Below are 21,749 nucleotides of genomic sequence, written 5' to 3'. Positions count from 1 at the left end.
ATGTTTAAAGATAAAACGTTATTAATAACTGGAGGAACTGGATCCTTCGGCAACGCTGTAATGGAAAGATTCCTAGATACAGATATAAAAGAAATTCGGATTTTCTCTCGTGATGAGAAAAAACAGGATGATATGAGAAAACTTTATAAACATGACAAACTAAAGTTTTATCTCGGGGATGTAAGAGATTTGGGGAGTGTTAAAAATGCTATGCATGGAGTAGATTATATTTTTCATGCTGCTGCTTTAAAACAGGTGCCATCCTGTGAATTTTTCCCTTTAGAAGCTGTAAAAACGAATATATTGGGTACAGATAATGTATTAACAGCAGCCATTGATTATGGAGTAAAAAAGGTAATTTGTCTATCTACTGATAAAGCAGCGTACCCAATTAATGCAATGGGAATTTCAAAAGCAATGATGGAAAAGGTTTTTGTTGCAAAATCAAGAACGGTTTCACCAGAAAGAACTCTAATATGTGGCACAAGATATGGAAATGTTATGGCTTCACGTGGTTCAGTTATACCGTTATTTATCGAACAAATTAAAACTGGGCAGCCACTTACGGTAACCGATCCGAATATGACAAGATTTCTTATGAGTCTTGAAGAAGCGGTTGAACTAGTAGTATTTGCATTTCAAAATGCAGAGGCAGGAGATATTATGGTTCAAAAATCGCCGGCAAGTACAGTGGGTGACCTTGCCAAAGCCATTATAGAGCTATTTGATGCTGATAATGAGATTAAGGTTATAGGTACTCGTCATGGTGAGAAGTTATATGAGACACTTCTTACAAGAGAAGAATATGTAGTATCAGAGGATTTAGGTGGGTTCTTTAGGGTTCCAGCTGACCAAAGAGATTTAAATTATGATAAGTATTTCGCTGAGGGAGATCAAAAGCTCACTACTGAAGAAGAATATAATTCCCACAACACACAAATCCTTAACGTAGAACAGATAAAAGAAAAATTGCTTGAGATAGATTATGTGCAAAAAGAGCTTGAGGAATGGACTAAAAATCTTCACGTAATGAACTAAAGGGTGGAATAAATTAAATGAATATTCTGGTTACAGGCGCGAATGGTTTTGTAGGAAAAAATCTTATCGCAGAGCTTAAAAATAAAGGTAATAACAATATATTTGAGTTTACTAGAGAAAGCGATAGTTCATTACTAGAAAGATATACAAAAGAATGTGACTTTGTATTTCATTTAGCTGGGGTAAACAGACCAAAAGATGAAACTGAATTTATCGAAGGTAATATTGGTTTTACGGCTAAATTGCTAAATCTACTAAAGGAACATGGTAATAAAGCACCAGTACTTATTACTTCATCTATTCAAGCAGAAAAGGAAAACCCCTATGGAGAAAGTAAGAAGGCTGGAGAAGACTTATTATTTGCGCACAGTAAAGAAACTGGTGCTATAGCATTAGTCTATCGACTAGCTAATATATTTGGAAAATGGAGTAGACCTAATTACAATACGGTCGTGGCCACATACTGTCATAATATTTCTAGAGATATAGAAATTAAAGTGAACAATCCAGATGCAGAACTGACGCTCTGCTATATTGATGACGTCTTAGAAGAATTTATGAAAGCTTTAGAAGGTATCCCAACTCAGCAGGATAGATTTTGTATTGTTCCAATAACACACAATATTAAATTGGGTGAATTAGCAAGAATGATTAAAGGATTCAAAGGAAGCAGAACAGATTTAAGTGTTCCTAATATGGAGGATGCACTAACTAAAAAGCTTTACAGTACTTATTTAAGCTTTTTACCAGAAAACAAGTTTTCTTATGATCTAAAAATGAATTGTGATAATAGAGGTTCCTTTACAGAATTTATAAGAACTCCTGATAGAGGACAAGTTTCAGTAAATGTTTCAAAACCTGGGATTACAAAAGGTAATCATTGGCATCATACCAAAAACGAAAAATTCTTGGTAGTAAGTGGTGAAGGCCTGATTAGGTTTAGAAAAATAGATTCAGAAGAAATCATAGAATATAGAGTAAGTGGGGATAGGTTACAGGTTGTTGATATACCTACTGGATACACCCACTCAATTGTGAATGTTGGAGATAATGATCTTGTAACAGTAATGTGGGTTAATGAATGCTTTAATCCAGAAAAGCCGGATACGTATTATTTGGGGGTATAAATAATAGTGAAGAAATTAAAAGTGATGACAGTCATTGGTACTAGACCAGAAATTATAAGATTGTCTGCGGTTATTAATAAATTAGAAGAATCCGAGGCTATTGAACATATCCTTGTTCATACGGGTCAAAATTATGATTATGAATTGAATGAAGTGTTTTTTAAGGATTTTAAATTAAAAAAGCCTGATTATTTTCTTAATGCAGCTACTGGAACAGCAGTAGAAACCATTGGTAATATCCTAGTCAAAATTGATCCTATTATGGAAGAGGTAAAACCAGAGGCTTTTTTAGTACTGGGTGATACTAATAGTTGTTTATGTGCTATTGCAGCAAAAAGAAGGCATATTCCTATATTCCATATGGAAGCAGGAAATAGATGCTTCGACCAAAGAGTACCAGAAGAAACAAACAGAAAAATTGTTGATCATACAGCTGACATTAATTTAACTTATAGTGATATCGCAAGAGAATATTTATTAAGAGAAGGTCTTCCTGCTGATAGGATTATTAAAACTGGAAGCCCAATGTTTGAAGTGCTCAACTCAAGAAAAGATGATATTGAGAAATCAGATGTATTGGAAAGATTGGAACTTGAGGAAGGGAAATATTTTGTAGTATCAGCTCACAGAGAAGAAAATATTAGTTCTGAAACCAATTTCTTAGATTTAGTAGAAAGCTTAAATGTAATTGCTGAAAAATACAATGTACCTGTAATTGTAAGTACACACCCAAGAACTAGAAATATGATTAATGTTAAAGGGATAGAGTTTAATCCGTTGATTAAAACAATGAAACCATTAGGATTCAATGATTATGTAAAACTTCAAACCAAGGCAAAAGCCGTACTGAGTGATAGTGGAACGATCAGTGAAGAATCATCTATCCTTGGGTTTAGAGCGCTTAATATAAGACAAGCCCATGAAAGACCAGAGGCAATGGAAGAAGGGTCAGTAATGATGGTAGGGCTTAAGAAAGAAAGAATATTACAGGGGTTAGAAATATTAGAGATACAAGAAAAAAATATTCTTAGAAATGTATCAGATTATAGTATGCCTAATGTTTCAGATAAGGTACTTAGGATAATTTTATCTTATACGGATTATGTGAATAGAGTTGTTTGGGAAAAAAGGTAAGAAAAGTGATAAATATTTCTATATACATCGATAAGAACAGAATAGATTTAAATATAAATAGTTAGATAAATTTCGAATAATTAATAGAGATATGTACTAGAACAGTAGTTTTGGAAGTAAATATTCCTAGACTTATAAATAAAATAAATGAAGAAAGTAGTATCTATGTTTTTAGAATTAAGGAGCAAAACTTGAGAATTTAGGATTTGAAGTCAAGATAGGAGGGCTGTTAGCGTTTTGAAACGAAGTAATTTCACTATTGGGAACCCCAATCTTCCAAAATTAAAAAATATTATAAGTTTGATTTACAAAGAAATATTCTAAATCGAATTTCTTAAAGGGGATTATTAAAATTGAAAGTTTTATACCTATGTTCGTCTCATCCACCTTATGATAAGAGGGTGTATTATAAAATTAGTATTGCACTTGTAAAATGTGGATATGAAGTAATTAATATAAGTCCAAATACTAAGAAAGAAATATCGAAAGATAATATAGGTATCGATGGCTTTACTAGAAAAAAAGGACTAATTAATAGAGTTTTTAGTTTAAAACACTTATATAAAATGGGGAAAGAAAATAAGCCTAACATAATCATTGCCCCCGAGCCAGATTCATTGGTTGTTGCTTTTTTCCTTAAATTATTTATTAAGGATATAAAAGTTATTTTTGATTGCCATGAATGGTATGAAAATCATTTTAAGGAGAAAGTAAATAATGTAACCATAGCTAATACACTTAATAAAATTACGGGATTAATTTTGAAGTTTATTAGTAAAAGAATAGATGCAGTGTTTTGTGTGAATGAAACCATGAAAAATAAATATTTAAAATTTAACAGTAATTCATTTTCTATTCCTAATACATTGTTGGTTGAAGATGAGGAAACTACATCAAATATGAATAGGGATAAAAATAGTTTTGTGTTTATTGGTAATTTTGCTGATAAGAAGCAAGAAGTCATATTAATTGAAGCGGCTAAGATATTAAAAAACGAGAATTCAAATGCAAAAATTCGAATATTAGGTGGATTTCCTAATAATGAAAATTATGAAACCAAATACAATGATTATACATTATTAATAGAAGAAAACAATATTAAAGAAAATATTGAGATTATTCCTTGGATGAGTAAAGGGGATGTAACTAAATTTTTGAAAGGAAATATAGCAGGTATAACTCGTTTTGACTCATACCTATATGGAGAGTACCATTGTTTACCTAATAAAATATTTGACTATATGGCTGCAAATTTAGCGATAATTACCTGTGAATTAAATAAGGAAACGTCAACAATAATTAAAGAAAATAAGTGTGGGATTGCAGTCCCAGAGGAGTCTGGTGAAGCCTTAGCTAACGGAATACTTTACATGATGAACAATATAGATGATTCTATTCATATGGGGAATAATGCTTATAAAGCAGTATTGCACAAATACAACTGGAAGCAGTATGAAACAAAACTTTGCGAAATACTGAAAAGTATATAAAAGATAATATGTGGATGATAGTAAGATACAGTGTTTTTGTCGACAGGCAGATGTTTGTTGAAAAAGAGAAATTTTTTCTGTAAAAAACAAAATAATAAATTGTTAAATAAACCGTGAATTACTTTTAATTTTATCTAATAGGTAACAATTAAAGTAAGTTTTTTATAACATTTTAGTCTTATAGACGAGAGATAATCTTAAAAACTAATTTTAACAAAAATAAAATTTTAAAGTTATGTAATGAAATATACCAGGGACAACAGAGACAAAAAAGGATGTTTTATAAATGTATACTAATCTAAAATATTACTTCTGGGTTATGGCCTATAAAATAGTCTTAGAAGTGATTTATTATGTTTTTGTTGCACCCAACTATTCATATTCTGGGTTAGTTTGGGATCCATCTATAATAAAATTATTTATTTCTAATTTATGTTTTTTTCTATTAATAAAAGTCCTGCCCAAGGGGCAACAAAGACCATCATATCAATTAACTCAATTGTTTTTTATTATTACAGTTGTACCTGTATTAAGTATATTTTGGCAGGCAAATTTAAGCTTTAATTATTTTTCTTACTTAGTTGTATGCTCTTTAATTTTATTTATATTTTTACGGTTATTTAAGCCATTTAGAGTTAAATTTATTGGGTTTGAAACAAAAAAATATTTGAATTTTGTTAACGTTATTTTCATTATAACCTGTTTCCTTTTAATTCTATTTACAATGAAATTCGGAGGTATTGATCTTAGGGCTTTGAATTTCAATGAAATATATGAACTAAGGGCAGAAGCAGAATATGGTGTCTTTTGGGGTTACTTGGTTAACTGGATTGCAAAATTATTTATTCCATTTTGCATCGTAATGTACATGATTGAAGATAAGAAAATAATGTTGTTTATTTCTTGTTTTTTTCAGATATATTTTTATTTATGTACAGGGCATAAATCAATATTATTTTCAGTCCTATTTTTAATTGTGTTTACATTTCTATTAAAAAAGAAAAAATTCTTTGTTGGAGTTCCTACTTTTTATACGTTAGCTATTACTGTTTCAAGTTTTTTATTCTTAATAACAAATAATTTTTTTACAATAGCATTAATGCCAATCCGCCAATTAAATATTCCAGCTTTACTAAGCTTTAACCATTATGATTTTTTTTCCAAAAACCCTAAATTGTATTTTTCTGAAGGGTTGATTGGTAAAGTATTAGGTTTAGAATCTCCTTATTCTATACATTCTACTTTTCTAGTTTCATCGGGAGGAGCAAATGCTAATACTGGTTTTTTAGCAGATGCTTATGACAATGGTGGGCTACTATTAATGATTTTACTTACAATAGCACTAGGTGTCATATTTTTATTTATTGACTCAATATCTGAAGGATTAAACAACAGATATAGATATACTGCTCTAATGTTGTACACAATAGTAATTTTAAATGATAGCGCTCTGCTTACAACATTATTAACTTCTGGGGGAATAGTTCTAATACTATTTTTATATATAGTTTCATCAGAGGAAAGAAAAAAAAGTGCATTGTAATGAAAGTATAATAATACAAAATTGGTTAGTCGTCTTTGCTGTTAACAAGTTATAATTTTATTTAAAGTCAATGTTTTTCTACCTTTTTCAAACGATATGTATATATTGTATAAATCAATGTTAACGAGATCATATATAAGGGAAAGGGATATCTATTGAACATAAGGAGTTATAAAAAAGGAAAGTTTTTATTAGATATAGTAATAAATATTTTTTCTTCTGCTATCTCAGTTTCAATATTACAATTTTTGGTTTATCCTTTAATTGGTAGGGAATATGATAGTGATACTTTTGGTGAAATTCTTACAATTATGGGATTAGTAAATATAATATCAGTTGTTATGGGAAATTCATTAAATAACATAAGACTGATTGTAAATAATGAATATGAGGACAACAAAATATCAGGAGATTTTATTCCATTATTAATTCTTGCTAGCTTTACTAACATGGGTTCAATTTTATTATTAGCATCTTTTGATCTTATCAATGAATCAACTTCAACAATACCAATGTTAGTTATCGTTTCGATATTAACTATGTTGAGATCTTATTTAATTGTAAGTTATCGATTGAATATTGATTACAAAAAGATTTTTTATCATAGTGTAATTTACTGTATTGGATTAATTATAGGTACTGCAATACTTTATTATGGATATTCAGACAAATGGGAAATTGTTTTTCTTTTTGGAGAAATATTCTCAATACTTTTTTTGCTATTTACTACAAACATTTATTTAGAACCATTGAGAATAACATCTAAATTCAAATTAACTTTAAATAAATATATATCCTTAGCATTTTCTAATGTAATAGGGAATGTACTTATTTATTTAGATCGTTTAATTATTTTACCATTATTAGGTGGAAGACAAGTGACTGTATATTATGCTGCTACTTTAGTTGGAAAAATGTCTAGTTTTGTATTGCAGCCCATATCTGGGGTTTTATTAACATATTTTTCGAAAAGTAAAAGAAGAATGAGGGTTAAAGAATTTTTATTAATTAACCTTTTAGTAATAGTGTTTAGCGCTATAGCATTTATAGGGTGTATTTTTTTATCAACCTATATTATAAGGATTCTTTATCCTACTATATATGATGATGTATTAGAAATATTAGTTTTAGCAAATTTGGCTGCAATTCTTATTGCTTCAAGTGTTATAACTCAATCAATAATTCTTAGATACTGTGCGACGTTCTGGCAAACGGTTATTCAAACCATATATGGATTAATATATATTGGTGGTGGAGTAATATTAATTAAACAAAGTGGGCTTATAGGTTTTTGTGTGGCTGCAACGATTGCAGCTGTAGTTAAAATATTCTTAATAATAATAATAGGATCATTGTCATTAAGGTATGAATCCTAATTCTAGAGTGACTTTTTAAAAGTCAGAGTATATTAATTTGAAAATTAATATACTCTGATTAACAAAGTGTAAAAGGTCCTGGACCTTTTTGTTTTTCATGAGGGGTAGCTAGATAGTTACGACTCGTGAAGAGGAGCTGGTGCTTAAGAAAGGATAAAGTCATGAAAATTAGCATAAAACTGTAGAACTAGCTTAACACGCAGTACTTATTAATCTATTTTAAGCTAGGACCGAAATATATATCTTGAATCCTAACCTTTTTAATTGCTTTTATTCAATAAGAATTTCTCAATCTATTTAGTACAAGCATTTAATAAAAATTGTTTCCACTATCAACTGAAGTAGTGTTAACTCAGTTGAATTTTTTTGAGAATTTAAAATAAGTATAGGGAAATTTATATGTAATCATGGATTCATTTGTTTTTTTACCTTAATAAAGTAGAAAGTATTTCTATATGAAAGGGTTATGAATAATGAAAGTTATAACTATAATTGGTGCCCGTCCTCAATTTATAAAGGCAGCACCATTTTCTGAAGAATTTAGAAAAGAAAATGAAGAAATATTAGTTCATACAGGTCAACATTATGATGCAAATATGTCTGACATTTTTTTTGAGGAGTTAGGAATACCAAAACCTGATTATAATTTAGGTGTAGGTTCAGGATCCCATGGATTACAAACAGGACGAATGCTTGAAAACATTGAAGAAATAATATTTAAAGAAAAACCTGATGGAATGCTTGTATACGGGGATACAAACTCAACTCTTGCTGGTGCATTAGCAGCTAGTAAATTACGTATCCCTGTATTCCATGTGGAAGCTGGGTTACGTAGTTATAATAAGCTAATGCCAGAGGAACAAAACAGAGTATTAACAGACCATATATCTGATTTATTACTATGTCCAACACAAACAGCTGTAAAAAACTTAGAAAAAGAAGGAATCACAGATGGCGTCTTAAATACGGGAGATATCATGTATGACGTGGTGATAAGGAATATAGATATTTCAAAAAAATTATATTCTAACGGTGCTTGGTTGGATGAATTAAGAGATATAAATGGTAAAATCCCAAGTATTATAGAAAAAGAATATTACCTTGCTACAATTCATCGTGCAGAAAATACAGATGATCATAAAAAGTTACGTGAGATTTTTTCTGCATTTGAAAAAATGGACAAGCCAGTTCTTTTACCAATTCATCCAAGGACTCGTAAATTAATTGATGAACTGGATATTAAATTAGGTAATATAACAATGATCAAACCGGTGGGCTATCTACTGATGCTTTACTTAACAGCAAATGCTTATATGGTGGTTACAGATTCTGGTGGACTTCAAAAGGAAGCATATTTCCTTAAGACCCCATGTACAACACTTAGAGATCAAACAGAATGGGTTGAAACCTTAGAAAATGGATGGAATATTTTATGTCCAATTGATGTTAAAACAATTCTAAGATCAGTCACAAGAGAATTAGACTGTTTGCAGCATCCACAAACACTGTTATTTAGTGATGGACATGCAGCAGATCATATATGTCAAGCTATCTTAAGAGGAGGAAAATAATATAATGAGTACTGTTACTTTAACAAGTAATCTAAAAGAAAAATTATTAAATAAAACTGCAACACTTGGAGTTGTGGGTTTGGGTTATGTAGGTTTGCCTCTTGCTGTAGAGAAAGCAAAAGCCGGGTTTAAAACAATTGGTTTTGATGTACAAGAATCTAAAATTGAGATGGTAAACACCGGTAAGAACTATATTGGTGATGTTGTCAATGAAGACCTTGAAGAAATAGTGATGTCAGGACTCCTGTCAGCCACTACAGATTTTGCACAGGTAGCAAAAGCGGATTGTGTGTGTATTTGTGTACCAACACCACTTGATGACCATCAACAGCCAGATATTAGTTATGTTAAAGCCTCTGCAGAGAGCATCGTTCCCTATATGCATAAAGATATGCTAATCGTTTTGGAATCAACTACTTATCCTGGGACTACGGAAGAACTTCTTAAGCCGATTCTTGAAACATCTGGACTAAAATGTGGTGAGGACTTCTACCTTGCTTTTTCCCCAGAGCGTGTTGATCCAGGGAATTTGATCTATAAGACTAAAAACACACCCAAAGTCGTTGGAGGGATTACTGCAAAATGTACTGATGTGGCAGCAACACTATATGAAAGTATACTAGAAGCACCGATCCATCGTGTTTCATCTCCTGCTATAGCGGAGATGGAGAAAATTCTTGAAAACACTTATAGAAATATTAACATTGGACTTGTAAATGAACTTGCAATTCTAAGTAATAAGATGGGCATTAACTTTTGGGAAGTCGTTGATGCTGCAAAATCTAAACCTTATGGTTTCCAAGCCTTTTATCCAGGACCAGGACTTGGGGGTCATTGTATTCCACTTGATCCATACTATCTTTCTTGGAAGGCACGGGAATATGGTTTTCATACATCAATGATTGAATCCTCCATGATGGTTAATGACCGAATGCCGGAATACTGCGTAGAGAGATCAAGTAAAATCTTAAATAGGTATAAAAAAGCTATGAACGGTTCAAGAATCTTTGTGCTTGGCGTAGCTTATAAACAAGATATTGAAGATTACAGAGAGAGTCCTGCTCTTAGAGTGATTGAAGAGCTAGAAAAAGAAGGGGCAGAAGTTGTTTACTTTGATCCTTTCGTGCTAGAGTATCGTGAGCATGGGGAAATTAAAAAGGGAGAATCAGAATTAACTGTGGAACTCCTTGAAAGTTCTGATCTCGTAATAGTAACAACAGCACATACAACTGTGGATTATTCTTTTGTACAGCAACATGCAAAGGCAATATTTGATACTAAGAATGCGATGAAAGATATAAAAAATAGAGAAAATATTGAATTATTATAGAGGGGGATCATCATGACTTTACGTTTTGCAATAATTGGTTGTGGTAGAATCTCACCAAATCATATAGCTGCTGCAATCAAAAATGAACTTGAAATTGTTGGTTTATGTGACATAGTGCCCGAAAATATGGAGGATAAAATTTCAAAATTTAATCTTCCTCAATCTACACCACAATATATTGACTATAAGGAGTTACTTGAAAAGGAAAAACCTCAACTAGTAGCAATTTGTACTGAAAGTGGTAAACATGGACAAATTGCTTTAGATTGTATAGAAGCGGGCAGTAATCTTATCATTGAAAAGCCCATCGCTCTTTCACTGGAAGAAGCTGATGAAATCATCAAAAAAGCTAAAGAAAAAAATATAAAAGTTAGCGCATGCCATCAAAACCGTTTTAATAAGTCTATTCAAAAAATAAGAGAGGCTGTTGAAGAAGAACGCTTTGGAAGGCTGCTTCATGGAACTGCTCATATTCGTTGGAACAGGGGAGAAGATTACTATAAACAGGCTCCTTGGCGCGGAACATGGGAGCAAGACGGAGGGGCACTTATGAACCAGTGCATCCATAACATAGATCTTTTGCGATGGATGATGGGAGACGAAATAGTAGAAGTGGTCGGTATGACGGATAATTTGAAACATAACTTTATTGAAGCAGAAGACCTAGGTATGGCATTAATTAAGTTTTCCAATGGAAGTTATGGGATTATTGAAGGTACAACTAATATTTATCCAAAAAACCTTGAAGAAACATTGTATTTATTTGGGGAGAAAGGCACAGTTAAAGCTGGCGGAAAATCTGTAAATCTAATAGAGGAATGGCAATTTGCAGATATGCTAGATGATCCAGAAGATATTAAAGCTAAGTATCAAGAAAATCCACCAACCGTATATGGGTTTGGTCATAATCCCCTATATTCTGATGTAATTGATGCAATTCTGAATGATAGACAACCGTATGTAACGGCTGAGGATGGAAGAAGAGCACTTGAGCTCGTCCTTGCAATTTACAAATCAGCTGCAGAAGGTAAAAGCGTTAAACTACCATTAGAAAAGTGTAGTTCATTGGATTTCAAAGGTAGATTTGATAGATGAGCTACTTTGTACATGAGAGTAGTTATATAGATGAAAATGTTTCGATTGGTGCTGGTACTAAGGTATGGCATTTTAGCCATGTTCAAAAAGGGGCTCAAATAGGTGAAAAATGCTCTCTAGGACAAAATGTTAACATTTCTAATAACGTTAAAATTGGTAAGGGAGTTAAAATCCAGAACAATGTAGCGGTTTATGAAGGTGTTGAGTTAGAAGATTATGTATTCTGCGGGCCTTCAATGGTATTTACAAATGATTTAACACCTAGAAGTAAGTATCCTAAAGGTAATGAAGGATATAGAAAGACTCTTATTAAATACGGTGCATCTATCGGAGCCAATGCTACTATTGTATGTGGAAATACAATTGGTCGTTGGGCAATGATCGCTTCAGGTGCAGTCGTAACAAAGGATGTCCCTGACTATGCTTTAATGGCAGGTGTTCCGGCAAAACAAATAGGTTGGGTCTGCGAATGTGGAATGGTTCTAAAAAATGAGTTGAAATGTAATGAATGTGACAGGGAATATATGCTGAAGGGTAGAGAACTAAAAGAAAAAGCTGAATAGGGAAAATTAAATCGTGATGGAGATTGATGGACTATGGAATTCAGGGATTTAAAGACTCAGTATCAGGAATATAAGCAGGAAATTGATTTAGCTATACAGGAAGTATTAACTAATGCAAATTTTATTAGTGGAAAAGAAGTAGCAGAGCTAGAAGAACAATTAGCTAACTACGTGGGTGTAAAACACTGTATTTCTTGTGCCAATGGAACAGACGCACTGAATTTAGTGATGATGGCAAGGGATATCAAAGATGGAGATGCAGTATTTTTACCAGACTTTACATTTTTTTCGACAGGAGAAATTGTTTCATTTAGAGGAGCTACTCCAATTTTTGTGGATGTGGATAGGGAAACTTTCAATATTGATACAAATAAACTAGAAAAAGCGATCATAAAAACAATTAAAGAAGGGAAGTTAACTCCTAAGGCCATTATTCCTGTTGATTTATTTGGGCTTCCTGCAGATTATCGTGAAATAGAGAGAATTGCAAAGAAGTTTGATTTATTCGTGTTAGAAGATGGTGCTCAGGGCTTTGGTGGCAATATTAGTGGTAAAATGGCCTGTAGTTTTGGTAATGCAGCAACTACCTCATTTTTTCCAGCTAAACCATTAGGTTGTTATGGCGATGGTGGGGCTATTTTTACTGATGATGATGAATTAGCAGAATTACTTAAATCTTTAAAAGTTCATGGTAAAGGCGAGAATAAATACGATAATGTTAGGATTGGAGTTAATTCCAGACTAGACACTATCCAGGCTGCTATTTTAAAAGTGAAACTAAAATCCTTTATTAATCATGAATTAGAAAGTGTTAACAGGGTATATAAATTATATAATGAAAGATTAGAAGGCGTTATTGAAATTCCATATATACCGGATGGGTTTTATTCAAGTTTTGCCCAGTATACTATTAAGCTTAAGAACAAGGAACAGCGAGATGACTTACAAGCAAAACTTAAGGAGAACGGGATTCCAAGCATGATTTATTATGTTAAGCCAATGCATAAACAAGATGCTTTTTCTGGTTTAGCGTTTGATGATCAAGAATTTGAAATTACTAATAACCTTTGTGATACAGTCCTTTCATTGCCGATGCACCCATATTTGAGTGAAGAGGAAGTAAATAAAGTTTGTGCGGTAATAAAAGAATTTATGGAATTACAGTAGATACGAAGTAAACTGAACAGAACTAAATTTCGTTGTTAAGAAACGTACTTTATTTTTGGAACTAAGTAAAGTCTGAGACTAAATCGCGTTTCAGGAATCATCCATTTTTCTGGAATCACTTACTGTAAGCGTGGGACTGTTTGAGGGGAACAAAAATCTTGTTTTCCCTCATTTTTTTATATCCAAAACCCTGTAGTAATTTGCTGGAGTTGTTTTTTACTGAGAATAAGGCACAATGTTGTTGTCTTTGCTCATTTGTAATAAGCTTTTAAATAAAGTTTTTTTAGTGCTATTTTCATTGCGTTTCTTTTACTATGGAAATCGATTCCAGATGCTATGTAATCATAAAAGGGTGGCTTATCAGGACAAATGGTTGCGGTTACAGAGTAATGGTCGATATATTGAAGTATTTCCAGTTCTATTTCATCCCCAATGTCATTCACTAGCTGTGTGACTTCTCTTGATTTTAAGTTTTCCACTCTATCATCTCCTCTTTCTAGTCATCATCGGCAGCTTTATTTATTTGGGAAGGTAAATCTTCATCCTTCTCTATCTCTTTCATAAGTTTATGAGGTTTCATTTCAAGCGCAATAGCAATGTTTATTAATGTTATGGAATTTGGAAAATGTATATCCTAAATATGTTACTCTTTGATTTTAACTTATAGTTTGCGGCGTTGAAACCGACTGATATTTGTAGGATAAAAAGTAGGTGCCTAGAAAACTGGGAGTTTGTAATCCGAGACCCAATTGATTCAAAGGTTAATGGGAGTAGGTATGTAAATGAAGTACTTTAAGAGCCTTTTGGATTGCTTTTTTTCTATTATTACAATCTTTTCCGGTTCCGATGAAATCGAATTAGAGATTATTCGCTACAAGGAGCACTACTCCATAACCGCAACCATTTGCCAAGATGAATCTCCCTTAAAAGACTGCATATAAATATTGCTTCGGTTGTTAAGTAACTTCATAGGTAATAGGCATTTTGATGGTTAACACAGTTGTTTGTACACGGAGATGACGGATAGGGTCTGGGGGATTAGATTTGCTAGTATAGAAGCTAAAGTCACTAAGACTATGCATTATTATTCTCTTTCTTCTTTATCAAAATCAATGATTTTTCTAATATCGTTAATATCAAGGGCATCTGCAATTTTTTCAATGTGATGGAAATTAATATTTTGCCGTTTATCATTGGCTAATTCACTCAATGTAGCATGACGAATATCAGTTTGTCTTGATAATTCTCTTACGGAAATACCTCTTTGTTCAGTTAACTCTCGAATTTTCACGACAACTTTTTTCACCATATTTCTCCCCATAATCTTAATTTAATGACTATAAGGAAAAGGTATCATATGGTAAAAATTAAAGTGGTACGCATTAGCGTACCGTTTAGGCATTTATCATTCTTTTTTTCAGGATTAGGTGCCTATTGGTTTTGCTTAATATAAATAAGTTAATTCCCTCTAAAAACGAGAGAGAACAAACTTAATTTCAGTGACTGTGACGCCTTTGGGGATCTTGAAATTCCGGTGCCTGTCACGCCACGAAAAATCTTGTTTCACAGAATGTGGTTCACAATGTATACGGACATGTAAAAGTGACATCTATACTAAATATTAGTGACAGCCCTGCCATAAAGAGAGCCGCCTCCTGTATAATGAGTTTGCTCAATTAGTGCGCAAATTCATTATACAGGAGGTTTTTTTATTAAATATCGTGAAATTCTGAGACTGAACGCTCAAATTCTCTGTAACCGCAATATTGCTTCAAGTTGTGGTTGTTCGGTAAGCGTAAAATAGTCCCTACCTTCATGCCAGATGGGGACTCAAAGTATTATTTAGATAACTTGTTAAAGACTATGCAAATGATTTGAAGAGTTGTTGACCAAGGAAGTATGTATTCTAAAAGTGGACCACCGTAGTCAATTGAAATTCCCCCAGTATATAATAATCTCACAGAGATGATTTCATAAAGTGGGCAGCTTGTTCCCAATTGACTTCCCGCTAGCCTCAATCGACTTATCATGAAGTTTCTTTAAGGTTTGTTCTACATCACCTACAAAACATCCTTGTACCTGCTTTTCCCAACCATTCTCCTTCAAATCATAAAAGCCTTTGGTCACTCGAAGAGAAGAGGACGAACCATACCAGTTGAACTAATCCCCCCCATAATAAAGCCTTACCAATCTAATAAAACTTGTTCATTTGCATTACCTCCAAATAATTTGAATTTTTGTTGCCTTATATAATAGGATGCTTTTAAAAAACTCCTTTATAGGAAAATATTTTTTGAGGATTCTCATAAGAATTGGAAGGGGAGCAGGAGCCGAAAGACGAAATAGTTAGTGGGTGTTTACATGAAGAAAGAAAGGGGAAGGGATTATGTGAACAAAGGTAATCGTCGTCATAACCATCGTGACGTGGTTGATGTCAGGTTGTGCGTCAAGCCAATACCAAGAATATATGGACAAAGGGAATGAAGCCTTGAAAAAGGAGAACTACTCCGAAGCTGTCCAGTACTTTGAGAAGGCAGCCAAAGTGAAATCGAACGAAGAAGCAAAAGCCCTATTAGAGACCACGAAAGGGAAAGTGAATATACAAAAAAGATTAACCCAAGGGGAGAAGGCACAAAAGGAAAAGAAGTTTGATAATGCGATAGACCTCTTTACGAAAATCATCGAAAAAAAAGAAAATGATAAAGAGTATGCACTATTGACCAAACGAGCAAAGGAATCGTTAGAGACAGCCAAGACCCAAAAGGAAACTGCCTTACTGGAAATGGCACATACCGCTTTAACCGGGAAGAAATATATCACTGCATCTAAATACTTTACGGAAATGTTGGATTTAAACCCGAAACAAAAAGAAGCGAAAAAACTCTTGAAGTTTAGTGAGAACATGAAGAATGGTTCCACCGCTTTAATCGGGAAGAAATATGATGAAGCCATTTCCTTGTTTACGATAGCCTTAGATACTAAGCCTGATGATGAAGAAGCGAAGAAACGGAAGGAAGAAGCTCTTACCGCTAAGAAAGAAGCGGAAGCGGTTGTTTCCAATGTGGAGAAGAGAGAAGAAAACTCCGACGACACGTTTCCGATTGAGTATCCTGTGCAACCTTATGTTCCTGCCCAAGATAATGCGAAAGTCCAGTTCGTCAATTCCATGAACAATTTGATTAATTACTATAATCTAAATGTATCGAATCAGATAAAAGGAATGCCCAATATGACATCTCCGACGCAATTAATGGTGACAGTGGAGTATATTTATAGGGAATCTCTAAAGGTTTATGTTCCTTTCACCGAGTACCAACCGATTATGGATAATTGGTTAAAGTGTTTAAAGGAATCCAACGTGGTCTTTCAAAAGTTTAAGGATTTGTCCAATGGAGACATTTCAGCCCTTAATGAGATAACTGACAGCCCGATGACGGACTATTATAATTTAACCGTTCAAGGCCTGAATTCCATTCAATAGAATAGGAGAATAAGAAGCGGAAGAAAGAGATTTTTCCGTTTTTATTTTTGGGGAGAATAACAAGGGAGAGGAACGACGACATTTTTGGTGCGAAACATCAAATCGGGTGCAATCTGGTACCGGGTACCATCCATTTTTCTGAAATTTAATGTAGGCCACTATGGTAATTTCCCGTGCCTGTCACCACCCGATAATTAAATACATACAGATTAGATGCCTGTGACCCATTCTCTCTTTGTGTTTCGAATACTGTAATGATTCCTATGCTTGTTGCCCTCTTAATCATACGTTTGAATGAAGTTCTGGAAATACCGTGATCATAGAAATCTTCACGAATCGTACTTAACATGGTGCCAATGGCTGCGTTGCAAACCCCAGGGATTTCTTCTGAAAAACATAAGCCATTTAAAGCCGACTAATTCACTTTTCGTAAAATCCTGCTTATACTTTCCAACCCACAATTCTATATGAAGCTGATATTCCTCTACAGACTCAAACTTTGAAAACCGTTCTAAGCGATCGACCTCATTCATCTTCAGCCTTATCATTCCGCACCACCCTTTTACCTTCTATATAGTAATTCAGGGTGAATTTGGGTATGGTAAATGAAAATTAGGTAAATTTACGAACATTTCTGATAGACCCGTTCTTCATCAAATGATTGATGACTGTCGCGAAATCTAAGCTGGCCAATCGGTAAGCTCTTTTTGGGAAGAAAGGGTGGTTTTTCTACTTTGCGGGAAGCAAGGGGACGGTTCTTTTGCTTCCAATTTTTAAGACCTGGTGGGAGAAAGATTCGTGGAGAGGTTAAAAAAAGGAAACAGGTAAACACAAAAGGAAGCAAGATTCCCGGTGAGGCAATTAAGAAAGCAAGAGATGTGTTGGCTAATAAATAAATCTCTTCCTTTTTTTATTGGATATGAAAAAAGAGAATATATTTTCTTTCCAGACTGAAGACAACCTCGATGAAAATCGAGGTTGTCTTCAGTCTTTTATTTGGTCAGTTTATAAGATTGTTGATATCTGTTCCAGGCGCTCCGCTTTTGCGCCTACCAACAACGACTTCAAAAGCGAAAGGAGTGCCTGTTATGTAAGAGTGTTTGGCCACGAACTTATTAAGTTTAGTATTGATTGTAATATTTTTGAATTTCTGCAGAGTCATCGGTTTTTGTCAAAGCAAGCATTAATAGTATACGAGCTTTTTGAGCATTTAAAGAGTCCGATGTAATAAAGCCCTCTTTTGGAGAGACAGTTCCTGATCCTACCCGAGAGGAACGGACAAGTTTCACACCTTTTTTCATTGTAGCTTCAGCACCTTCAAGTGCAACGGTAGATAGGGTTCCGTCACCAGGAGCTGCTACAACAATTCCCTTTGCTCCATTTTCCACTGCAGCTTCATACATATAGGTTGGGTTATTTTGATATCCATAAATAATATCAACCTGTGGTAACTTATCTACTTTTGAAATATCAAATACAGTTTCGGTAGTATGAAGACGTTCTGCTTCATTGTAGTAATAAATGTTTCCGCCTACGATTGCTCCTAAGTTTCCATTCTCTGCTGATTTAAATGTATCAACAGCTGTTGTATTGGTTTTTGTAATATTTCTAGGTGACATTATTCTGTCATTGAGTGTTACAAGAACTCCTCTACCTTTTGAGCTCTCATCACTTGCTAATTGAACAGCATTGTATAAGTTAAAAGGTCCATCAGCACTCATGGCAGTTGCAGGGCGCATCGCTGCAGTTAGAACTACTGGTTTTTCACTTTTTACAACCAAGTCTAAAAAGTAAGCTGTTTCTTCTAATGTATCTGTTCCGTGAGTGACAACAATACCATCCACGTCCTTAGAAGCGAGTAATTCGTTTATTCGCTTACCTAATTTTAATAGAATTTCATTTGTAATATCTGTACTATCTACTTTTACAATTTGCTCTCCGGTAATATTCGCAATTTCTTTCGTTTCGGGAACAGCTTTAATTAAAGTATCAATCGCAAGATCCCCGGATTTATACCCTGTTGTTTCAGTAGAGGATGAACCCGTACCAGCAATAGTCCCACCTGTTGCCAAAATAGAAATATTTGGTAATCCATCAACCTTTTTAGTTTCTGCTTTGGTTTGTTCCGTTGTTTTGGCGTCTACTTTGGTGCTTACATTTGCACCATTTGCTTCTGGCATAAGAACTGGACCTAATTTAATTGCAGCAAAGACAACAATCAATAATGCTAAAAATGAAACTAATAACTTTTTCTGCATAACTCAAACCTCCTCTTAGTTAAACTGCAAAGGCATTTCCAATATGATCTAATAGCCTTAATATCATCCTTTCACTTATATAAGAAAGTTTGGTTCCGGCGAATTAGTTCGAACAAATCATAAACATCGAAGTACAAAAAACTACTAAAAGTAACAGAAGTTTCCTCCATTGACAAGAAATTGTCAATTAATTTCAGAAATTATCAATTAATTTCGGTGCCTGTCACGCCCCGAAAAATCTTGTTTCACAGAATTTGTTCCACAAAATTTGGGTGTCTGATACAACACCCAAATTTTTGAGGCGGGTTGTTGCCAGTCTATAGATAGGTATCGATCATTCCAATAAATAGTACACGCCTGTTCCTATTTAATTATTAACTATGCAGGATTTTGGGTTATTTTGCAGAAAAATATAGAGGATTACTTCAAATATGTTTAACTTCTAAATACTCCTTCTTAACATCGATTTCGTATGCCATTCACTTGTTATTTCCATTCCAATTTCTTATTCATTCATTTTATAAAAAAGGATAAATGGAGGTTGTTCTATGACTGTAAAAGTATCTAGTATAGGTTTAAAGGGCCTAAAGGGATATCGTGTCCAAGTGGAGGTGAGGATTTCACCCGGGACAGAATCGATGGTGATTGTGGGCTTACCGGACATATCAGTTAAGGAGTCAAGAGAACGGGTGTTAGCTGCATTAAGTCACTTAGACGCAGATGTTACCGATCATAAGGTTGTGGTCAACCTATCTCCGTCTGAACAAAAGAAAAACGGACCTTTATTTGATCTTGCGATGGCGATTGCTGCATTAAAGGAGTTAAATATGATAAAGAGAGAAATCCCATTTGAGACAGCTTTCATTGGTGCATTATCCCTTGATGGTACGGTTGAAAAAGCAGAAGGAATGCTGCCGGCATTAATATCGGCGAAGGCACTAGGGATAAAGCGGGTCTATATTCCGTATGATCCAATGATCCCGATTCATATGCTGCAAGATTTGGAATGTATCGTTGTTAATCATATAGAAGAAGTGGTTCAACGCATAGAAGGTCAAGAATGCTTATCTTTCCTCCCAGAATTACAACCCCAACACCAAACTCTTCATTACTCATCTGAATCACCTAAAAGAGACTTTTGTCATGTGATTGGTCATAAGCAATCGAAACGAGCATTAGAAATCGCTGCTGCTGGGGAACATAATGTTTTGATGACCGGTCCACCTGGCTGCGGAAAGAGCTTGCTTGCAGAAACCTTTCCGTCCATTTTACCTCAACTTACAAATCAAGCACAGTTAGAAGTCATCAGTTTATATCAGCTTGCAGGAGAGAATAGTAGTTTGCGTCAAACCGCCCCGTTCAGACATCCTCATCATTCTGCATCCTCGGTCGCAATTATTGGAGGAGGTTCGACACCTAGGCCTGGGGAAATTTCACTTGTACATCGAGGTGTACTATTTCTCGATGAAATTGCAGAATTCACTAAGAAAACACTTGATATGTTAAGGCAGCCGCTCGAGACAGGGGAAGTGACAATCAGTAGAGCACAGTCTACAGTTACCTATCCTTCAGCCTTTATCCTGATCGCGGCAATGAATCCATGTCCTTGTGGTTATCTCGGTTCAATTAATCTCTACTGTACATGTTCACAAAAACAAATTCAAAATTATCTAAATCGATTGTCGGGTCCGGTTTATGATAGGATTGATATCCTTTTATCATTGAAGTCCGTAAATTTAGATCAACCCCAACTTGGACAAGACTCCTCACTCGAAATGCGCAAAAGGGTTGAAACAGCAAGAAATCGTCAATACGAGCGTTATCAAACAGAAGAATCAAATGCAAAAGTTCCGTATGAAACGATAACTCAAACAAGCCCTTTAACGAGTGACCAGCGAAAAATGCTTATGAACGTAGCTGCTAAGCGAAATTGGAGCAATAGGGTTCAAATCAAGATTATCCGGCTGGCTAGAACCATTTCTGATTTAGCTGGAGAAGAAATGATTATCGATGCATCCATTTGGGAAGCGATGACGCTTAGACGGTGGGGTCTTCATAAGCAAAAAAATGTTGCGAGGGAAACGTAAATGTCACGGAAGAAAAGGATTTGGGTACCCAATCGTTATTATCATATTGTCTGCAGAGGTAACCGGCGCGACCCGCTGTTTCGAAATGCCACTGATTTTCAAGCTTTTCTCCATATCCTACACCAGCTCTATGAAAAAACATCCTTTGAAATCGTCTCCTATTGTTTGATGACCAACCATTACCATCTTCAAATGCGCTCCAAAGAAATTTCTATATCCAAATTGATGGCTTTTATCAACAAGCGCTATGCTAATTACTATAATACAAAATATCGGATAACTGGGCACGTGTTTGAAAAACGCTTTTACGACAGCATTATTGAAGATAAAGAAGGAATGCTAGAAGTCAGCCGTTATATTCATTTAAATCCAGTCGAAGCAAAAATGGTAAAAAAACCTGAGAATTATCCGTGGAGCAGTTATTACTTGTTTAAGTATCCAACCTCTATTCCACTTTGTGAAGTAATTTGCTGGTATTGTTTTTTATGA

Annotated in this window: 18 protein-coding genes; 14 read left to right on the top strand and 4 right to left on the bottom strand. The window is 34.1% G+C overall.

The window, feature by feature from the left end; all coding sequences use genetic code 11:
* The 11 genes from B1NLA3E_RS21700 (at position 1) to B1NLA3E_RS21650 (ending at position 13,434) form a co-directional block, all read left to right on the top strand.
* Positions 1 to 1,038, top strand: a complete 1,038-nt coding sequence (locus B1NLA3E_RS21700; protein WP_015595964.1) for a nucleoside-diphosphate sugar epimerase/dehydratase — start codon at positions 1 to 3, stop codon at positions 1,036 to 1,038.
* A gap of 17 nt (positions 1,039 to 1,055) precedes the next feature.
* Positions 1,056 to 2,165, top strand: a complete 1,110-nt coding sequence (locus B1NLA3E_RS21695) for a capsular polysaccharide biosynthesis protein CapF (protein WP_015595963.1) — start codon at positions 1,056 to 1,058, stop codon at positions 2,163 to 2,165.
* 6 nt (positions 2,166 to 2,171) lie between these two features.
* Positions 2,172 to 3,299, top strand: a complete 1,128-nt coding sequence (gene wecB, locus B1NLA3E_RS21690; RefSeq protein ID WP_015595962.1) for a non-hydrolyzing UDP-N-acetylglucosamine 2-epimerase — start codon at positions 2,172 to 2,174, stop codon at positions 3,297 to 3,299.
* Between the two features lie 353 nt (positions 3,300 to 3,652).
* Positions 3,653 to 4,789, top strand: a complete 1,137-nt coding sequence (locus tag B1NLA3E_RS21685) for a glycosyltransferase (RefSeq protein ID WP_015595961.1) — start codon at positions 3,653 to 3,655, stop codon at positions 4,787 to 4,789.
* A 286-nt stretch (positions 4,790 to 5,075) separates the two neighbouring features.
* Positions 5,076 to 6,332: an O-antigen polymerase gene (locus B1NLA3E_RS21680; protein ID WP_015595960.1), complete on the top strand. Its 1,257-nt coding sequence runs from the start codon at positions 5,076 to 5,078 to the stop codon at positions 6,330 to 6,332.
* A 155-nt stretch (positions 6,333 to 6,487) separates the two neighbouring features.
* Entirely contained in the window at positions 6,488 to 7,708 is a 1,221-nt protein-coding gene (locus B1NLA3E_RS21675; RefSeq protein WP_015595959.1) for a lipopolysaccharide biosynthesis protein, read from the top strand.
* Positions 7,709 to 8,181: 473 nt separating this feature from the next.
* A complete protein-coding gene (gene wecB, locus B1NLA3E_RS21670) occupies positions 8,182 to 9,279 on the top strand; it encodes a non-hydrolyzing UDP-N-acetylglucosamine 2-epimerase (RefSeq protein WP_015595958.1) in 1,098 nt (365 codons plus the stop codon).
* Between the two features lie 4 nt (positions 9,280 to 9,283).
* Positions 9,284 to 10,609: a nucleotide sugar dehydrogenase gene (locus B1NLA3E_RS21665; protein WP_015595957.1), complete on the top strand. Its 1,326-nt coding sequence runs from the start codon at positions 9,284 to 9,286 to the stop codon at positions 10,607 to 10,609.
* A 12-nt stretch (positions 10,610 to 10,621) separates the two neighbouring features.
* Positions 10,622 to 11,704, top strand: a complete 1,083-nt coding sequence (locus B1NLA3E_RS21660; RefSeq protein WP_015595956.1) for a Gfo/Idh/MocA family protein — start codon at positions 10,622 to 10,624, stop codon at positions 11,702 to 11,704.
* Positions 11,701 to 12,267, top strand: coding sequence for an acyltransferase (locus B1NLA3E_RS21655; RefSeq protein ID WP_015595955.1), 567 nt, complete (start codon positions 11,701 to 11,703; stop codon positions 12,265 to 12,267). Before B1NLA3E_RS21660 ends, B1NLA3E_RS21655 begins: the two co-directional genes overlap by 4 nt.
* 33 nt (positions 12,268 to 12,300) lie before the next feature.
* The gene (locus B1NLA3E_RS21650; protein WP_015595954.1) at positions 12,301 to 13,434 is read left to right on the top strand and encodes a DegT/DnrJ/EryC1/StrS family aminotransferase; all 1,134 of its coding nucleotides are present in this window, start codon (positions 12,301 to 12,303) and stop codon (positions 13,432 to 13,434) included.
* 251 nt (positions 13,435 to 13,685) lie between these two features.
* On the opposite strand, the gene B1NLA3E_RS21645 is transcribed toward B1NLA3E_RS21650, so the two are convergent.
* Together B1NLA3E_RS21645 and B1NLA3E_RS21640 are read right to left on the bottom strand one after the other, a co-directional pair.
* Positions 13,686 to 13,913 carry a hypothetical protein gene (locus B1NLA3E_RS21645; protein WP_015595953.1) on the bottom strand — a complete coding sequence of 76 codons (228 nt, stop codon included), beginning with the start codon at positions 13,911 to 13,913 and terminating at the stop codon, positions 13,686 to 13,688.
* Positions 13,914 to 14,518: 605 nt separating this feature from the next.
* Positions 14,519 to 14,743, bottom strand: a complete 225-nt coding sequence (locus B1NLA3E_RS21640) for a helix-turn-helix domain-containing protein (protein WP_015595952.1) — start codon at positions 14,741 to 14,743, stop codon at positions 14,519 to 14,521.
* Positions 14,744 to 15,922: 1,179 nt separating this feature from the next.
* Here B1NLA3E_RS21640 and B1NLA3E_RS21635 point away from each other — a divergent pair.
* Positions 15,923 to 16,915 carry a tetratricopeptide repeat protein gene (locus tag B1NLA3E_RS21635; RefSeq protein ID WP_144061527.1) on the top strand — a complete coding sequence of 331 codons (993 nt, stop codon included), beginning with the start codon at positions 15,923 to 15,925 and terminating at the stop codon, positions 16,913 to 16,915.
* 329 nt (positions 16,916 to 17,244) lie between these two features.
* On the opposite strand, the gene B1NLA3E_RS23430 is transcribed toward B1NLA3E_RS21635, so the two are convergent.
* The gene (locus B1NLA3E_RS23430) at positions 17,245 to 17,463 is read right to left on the bottom strand and encodes a hypothetical protein (protein ID WP_015595950.1); all 219 of its coding nucleotides are present in this window, start codon (positions 17,461 to 17,463) and stop codon (positions 17,245 to 17,247) included.
* Positions 17,464 to 18,036: 573 nt separating this feature from the next.
* Positions 18,037 to 19,173 carry a type II asparaginase gene (locus B1NLA3E_RS21625; protein WP_015595949.1) on the bottom strand — a complete coding sequence of 379 codons (1,137 nt, stop codon included), beginning with the start codon at positions 19,171 to 19,173 and terminating at the stop codon, positions 18,037 to 18,039.
* Between the two features lie 548 nt (positions 19,174 to 19,721).
* Here B1NLA3E_RS21625 and B1NLA3E_RS21620 point away from each other — a divergent pair.
* Together B1NLA3E_RS21620 and B1NLA3E_RS21615 are read left to right on the top strand one after the other, a co-directional pair.
* Positions 19,722 to 21,260, top strand: a complete 1,539-nt coding sequence (locus B1NLA3E_RS21620) for a YifB family Mg chelatase-like AAA ATPase (RefSeq protein ID WP_015595948.1) — start codon at positions 19,722 to 19,724, stop codon at positions 21,258 to 21,260.
* A complete protein-coding gene (locus B1NLA3E_RS21615; protein ID WP_015595947.1) occupies positions 21,261 to 21,749 on the top strand; it encodes an REP-associated tyrosine transposase in 489 nt (162 codons plus the stop codon).

The organism is Bacillus sp. 1NLA3E (genome assembly GCF_000242895.2).
Taxonomy (GTDB): domain Bacteria; phylum Bacillota; class Bacilli; order Bacillales; family Cytobacillaceae; genus Bacillus_BU.
Note: the sequence above shows the minus strand (reverse complement) of the source record. Positions and strands in the feature narration are given on the sequence as shown.